Source organism: uncultured Pluralibacter sp., from assembly GCF_913775985.1.
Taxonomy (GTDB): Bacteria; Pseudomonadota; Gammaproteobacteria; order Enterobacterales; family Enterobacteriaceae; genus Pluralibacter.
The window spans coordinates 1-5,271 of the sequence record NZ_CAJYMB010000020.1; the positions used below are offsets into that span (position 1 = coordinate 1).

Genomic DNA, 5,271 nt, shown 5'->3' on the forward strand with positions numbered 1-5,271 from the left:
GGTAGCAGAAATAACCTGGGCGTATTTAGGCGAGCTGTCGAATACGTTAAGACTTGCCACGGCGGCAACGCCCAGCGCGGCGGCGACACCAATACCAATACCCGCCAACATAGATTTATTCACGGGACTTCCTCCTCTTGTTGCTGTTGGTAACAATTTTGCAACTGGAGGGGTTGACCTGCAAATCAGACAGAGGATGAAAAATGCGGAAACAACGCGAGAACAAACCTATTCAGAGAAATCTGAGCAATTAGAGCCAGTTAGAGACGCGGGGATAAACAAGACCCGGCGACTGCCGGGCCTTGACATGAATTAATGAAGCTTGAGGTGCGGGCGGATCACCCGGTTAATTCTGCCGACAATCATCATCAGGCCGGTTTTGAAGTAGCCGTGCAGCGCGATCTGGTGCATCCGGTACAGGGAGATATACATGACCCGCGCCATCCGCCCTTCCACCATCATCGAACCGCGCATAAGGTTGCCCATCAGATTACCTACGGTAGAGTAGTTGGAGAGCGAAACCAGCGAGCCGTAATCTTTGTAAACGTACGCTTTCAGCGGCTTGTCATTGTACTGCGCCAGAATATTTTTCAGCACGCAGCTTGCCATCTGGTGTGCCGCCTGGGCGCGGGGCGGTACGAAGCCACCTTCAGGGCGGGCGCAGGAAGCGCAGTCGCCGATGGCAAAGATATCCGGATCCCGCGTGGTTTGCAGCGTCGGCTCCACCACCAGCTGATTAATACGGTTGGTTTCCAGCCCGGCAATATCCTTAAGGAAGTCCGGCGCTTTAATGCCCGCTGCCCACACCATCAGATCGGCATTAATATGCTCCCCTTCCTGGGTGTTCAGGCCACTACTGTCGGCGCTGGTCACGCGAGTCTCGGTCATTACCCGCACGCCCAGCTTGCTCAGCTCCTCGTTAGCAGCGCTGGAAATGCGCGTCGGCAGCGCCGCCAGAATGCGATCGCTTGCTTCAACCAGCGTGACGTTAAGGGCCGAGTTGGTCAGCCCTTTCACGCCGTAGCTGTGCAGCTCTTTCACCGCATTGTGCAGTTCGGCAGACAGCTCAACGCCGGTCGCACCGCCGCCAACGATAGCGATATTAACCATGCCGTTCAGGCCAAGATTACCGGAATGTTTCAGGAACAGATTCAGCATCTCCTGATGGAAGCGCCGCGCCTGGCCCGGGCTGTCGAGGAAAATGCAGTGTTCTTTGACGCCCGGCGTATTGAAATCGTTGGAGGTGCTGCCAAGCGCCATGACCAGCGTGTCATAAGGCAGCTTGCGCTCCGGCACCAGCAGATCGCCCTTCTCATCGCGCAGCGCGTCCAGGGTGATGGTTTTGGCTTCGCGATTAAGATCGATAACCGAGCCCAGTTGGAACTGGAAATGGTGATTGCGGGCGTGCGCCAGGTAGCTCAGCGCGTCGACGCCCTCGTCGAGCGATCCGGCGGCCACTTCGTGAAGCAGCGGCTTCCACAGATGGCTGGGGTTGCGATCCACCAGCGTTATCTTCGCTTTTTTACCGCGTCCGAGTTTTTTGCCCAGCTGCGTGGCCAATTCCAGGCCACCGGCTCCCCCGCCTACAATCACAATTTTTTTCAATGGCGTAGTCAATTCGACCCCCTAAAAGTAGCAACTGATTGTTAATTAAAGGTTATAAAGATAACCCTTAGTTAACAACAGGTTACTGACATGAAACCATTCAGCGTTGAGAATAGCATGAGAGGTGCATTGGTCATACCAAAATTGATGTAAATCAATTTTACCGTAGAAAAGATGAGCGAGTGTAGCAGCAGAAACGTGAGTTTGCCGCTCCGGCAGCCAGACGCTGCCGGAGGAAAATTTTAACCGAGGGTTTTAAATGCCTTGAGGCGCTGTAAATGGGGCGAGATGCTTTTGAATTTATGCGACTGCGTTTCGTCCCAGATAATTTCATAGAAGGGATGCAGATGCTCGGCGGAGCGCCGGCTGTCCAGCGCCTCATCCTGGCGCGAGAGAATGACCAGACAGCGGTCGCGGTTCTTCTCCCGGAAGTTGCTCACGCATTTGGTGGCAATATCGGCGTACTCTTCCGGCCTGTCAATTTTGCCCTCCATGTTTTCATGGGGAAACAGGTTAGGGTTAAAAATCGCCTGGCGAATACCGCACAGAAAACCGATTCGCTCGGCCCAGTAGCCGCCGAGCCCGACGCCGCATATAAGCGGCCGTTCATCGGTAGTGGACTGCAGCAATTTATCCACTTCCTTAAGCAGGTGCTGCATATCGTGTTTCGGATGACGCGTGCTGTAGCTCATCAGGCGCACATCCGGATCGATGAACTGCAGCTGCAGAACTTTTTCGTGATTACCCGGACTGTTTGAGTCAAAACCGTGCAAATAAATAATCATCAGATCCTCACAATACTGACTGTTTCGACAGGGTGAATTAGTGCGTCGCTTTGTATTCCTGCCAGCGCTGGTGTAACGCCTCAAGCTCGGCGCTGGCACGCTGCCAGCGCGCTGAGTCCCGCAGCATCTGGCGAGTAAATGACCCCTGATGATACAATTTTGTAACACGCGCTGCTTTGATCGGCGACAGGTTATCCAGCACGCTCACTGCGCCCCCGCGGTTATTGCACACGAGGATCATGTCGCATCCGGCATCGAGCGAAGCCTGCCCGCGCTCGGCGTAGCTGCCCATAATTGCCGCACCTTCCATTGACAAATCATCCGAGAAAATCACCCCGTCGAATCCCAGCTCGCCGCGCAGCACGGTCTGCAGCCAGTAAGGCGAGCCGCTCGCCGGACGCGGATCCGCGTCGCTGTAGATAACGTGTGCGGGCATAATAGCGTCGAGCCGGTTTTCGCTTATCAGGCTGCTGAAGACCGACATATCTTTGGCGCGAATTTCAGTCTCGCTGCGGGGATCGCGCGGCGTCTCTTTATGCGAGTCGGCGGTCACCGCGCCGTGCCCGGGAAAGTGTTTTCCGGTGACTTTCATTCCGGCACCGCGCATGCCGTCAATAACGCGGCGCGCCATTGTCAGTGCAATGGTCGGATCGGCATGGTAGGAACGCTCGCCGATGGCCGCGCTGATGTGCCCGACGTCGAGAACCGGCGCGAAGCTGATATCAATGTCCATCGCAATCATTTCCGACGCCATCAGCCAGCCGGCCTCTTCCGCCAGGCGACCGCCCTCCTCCTGGCCGAGCAGCGCGGCAAACGACTGCGCTGCCGGCAGGCTGGTGAAGCCTTCACGAAAGCGCTGCACCCGTCCGCCCTCCTGATCCACCGCGATGACCAGATGATTTTTCGACGCGCTGCGGATCTGGCGCACCAGCTCGCGCAGCTGTTCAGGATCGTGGTAGTTGCGGGTAAACAAAATCAGGCCGCCCACCAGCGGATGGGCCAGAATCTCCCTCTCTTCGGCATCGAGTTCGTAGCCTTCAACATCCAACATAACCGGACCCACATAAACCTCACTTTTTCACATTTAGCTGGCGCCAGCTGTCATCAGCCAGCGCAATAAACTGTCGATCGCCGGTTTGCGCCCAGCGATACTCATACCATCCCGCCGCCAGCATCAGCATCCAGGGACGCCAGCGTCTGACATGCTTTGCCAGCAGCGCCGGGGAAATATTAGCCCGCACGGCGTACTCCCCGACCAGCGCCTGACGCTGCAGCTCGTGCGGCATCCAGACTCCCGCCAGCTCAAGGGCGATATCGCCGTCTCCGGCATACTCCCAGTCGATAAGGCGCAGCTCGCCGCCACCGACGATAATATTGCCCACGTGGACATCCATATGCAGCGGGGCCAGTCGTAAAGGACGCGGCTCGCCCTGCTTGCGCAGCCGCTTCAGGCGCCGCAGCCACTGCGGAAAGCGGCGTCCGGGATCGCAACGCTGCCAGTAGTGTTCAAGCAGCGGCAGCAGCGCAACGCGCCAGCCGAAGCGGCGCTGGCGGTGCAGGCGGACAAGCAGCCCGGCCAGATCTCTTACGGCGGGTAACGCGGATGCGGCCTCGCCCTGAAGATACTCAATTGCCATCCAGCCCGCAAAATACGCGATCGGCCGCGGCGCGAGATCCGCCGGCAGCGAGCGCAGCGCCCGGTACTGTCTGCGGAAGTAATATTCGGCGGCGGACGCGTCATGATGCTGGCGCAGGACCAGGCGCTTGTCCTGGGGCCCGATAATCACGCAGCTTGCGCCGCTCAGCCCCGCACAAGCAGGGAGAGCGGCAAGACGGTAGCATGGAAAATAGCGTGCGAGTACGGCTTCACGCGAAAGCCTACTGCTGGGAGACGGCACCTTTACCTGACCAGATAATTTCACCCGTCTGCACCAGCATCAGCTGCGACTGCAGCCCTGGCGCGTTGACGTTGCCGGTGGCGTTGGAATACAGCACGTACTGGGCACCCACGTTGCGGGCAAGGCCCATGGCTTTACTGCGCGAGCCGAGGCTATCCTGCGGGGAGAGGCCGAGCTGCTGCTTGGCAACCGCAACCTGCTGCGGCGAAACCAGCGTAAATTTACCGTTCCCCTGTAGCGCAGCGCTCAGCGCCGACGTCGCTTCGCCGGTATTCAGCGAGCCGTTGGTGCGGTTATTGACGCTGTCTACCAGCAAAATGCTTCCGGGGGTAATACCCTCTGCCTGAACCAGCTTGCCCATTAGCGGCTGCGCGGCTGCGTTCCAGTCATAGTGGCGCACCCGAGGTGTAGTGGGAGTGGTGCCTTTATTGCTCTCAATCGGCCCGGGCTGTTTCGGGATCTCGGGCACCGTCGGCACCGTAGTGACTGGCGGCTGCTGCGCGGCGGGTTTGCCTTGTTCAACAGGCGCGGGCTCTTCGCGTTTTGATACGCACCCTGCGAGAAACAATGCTAACGCGGTCATCAACGCATAGCGGCTCAGTTTGTTCATTGATATTACCCCTTACAGATAAAGATAAAGCCTGACTTTTTGCGCCCCGAGGCTGCTGGCGCTGCCGTACAGCGTCACGGCCGAATGGCCCGGGATTGTCAGCGTGCGCGTTTTTTCCAGCGGGTGCATTTCCAGCCCGCGAGAGTCGTACCAGTAAAAGCGGTAGTGCATAGTCACCGGCGCCGAACGTTCATTATAGAGGCGCGAGGAGGCGGTAGCCTGAATTTCAGACGATTGTATGGCGGGATTTTCTGCCGTGATCCCTGCGGCAAGAACGTTGGCCTCCATCACCAGCGACTGGCTGTCGCCTACCGGAATTTCCGGGTGCGAGCGGCACCCGGCCAGCAGCAGCGCAGCCGCTGCTGCGAACACA

The 5,271-nt window shown here is 58.1% G+C and carries 6 protein-coding genes; all 6 read right to left on the reverse strand.

Annotated features, from left to right (window positions below; translation table 11 throughout):
- Nucleotides 1–312 precede the first annotated feature (312 nt).
- Nucleotides 313–1,617, reverse strand: coding sequence for an NAD(P)/FAD-dependent oxidoreductase (locus QZ766_RS03100; RefSeq protein WP_297197126.1), 1,305 nt, complete (start codon nucleotides 1,615–1,617; stop codon nucleotides 313–315).
- Between the two features lie 230 nt (nucleotides 1,618–1,847).
- A complete protein-coding gene (gene ycfP, locus QZ766_RS03105) occupies nucleotides 1,848–2,390 on the reverse strand; it encodes an alpha/beta hydrolase YcfP (RefSeq protein WP_297197128.1) in 543 nt (180 codons plus the stop codon).
- A 37-nt stretch (nucleotides 2,391–2,427) separates the two neighbouring features.
- A complete protein-coding gene (gene nagZ / locus QZ766_RS03110; RefSeq protein ID WP_297197129.1) occupies nucleotides 2,428–3,453 on the reverse strand; it encodes a beta-N-acetylhexosaminidase in 1,026 nt (341 codons plus the stop codon).
- A 7-nt stretch (nucleotides 3,454–3,460) separates the two neighbouring features.
- Nucleotides 3,461–4,288 carry a thiamine kinase gene (gene thiK / locus QZ766_RS03115; RefSeq protein ID WP_297197134.1) on the reverse strand — a complete coding sequence of 276 codons (828 nt, stop codon included), beginning with the start codon at nucleotides 4,286–4,288 and terminating at the stop codon, nucleotides 3,461–3,463.
- Nucleotides 4,269–4,898: a penicillin-binding protein activator LpoB gene (gene lpoB / locus QZ766_RS03120; RefSeq protein ID WP_297197131.1), complete on the reverse strand. Its 630-nt coding sequence runs from the start codon at nucleotides 4,896–4,898 to the stop codon at nucleotides 4,269–4,271. Before lpoB ends, thiK begins: the two co-directional genes overlap by 20 nt.
- A 12-nt stretch (nucleotides 4,899–4,910) precedes the next feature.
- Nucleotides 4,911–5,270, reverse strand: a complete 360-nt coding sequence (locus tag QZ766_RS03125; protein ID WP_297197133.1) for a YcfL family protein — start codon at nucleotides 5,268–5,270, stop codon at nucleotides 4,911–4,913.
- Nucleotide 5,271 lies beyond the last annotated feature (1 nt).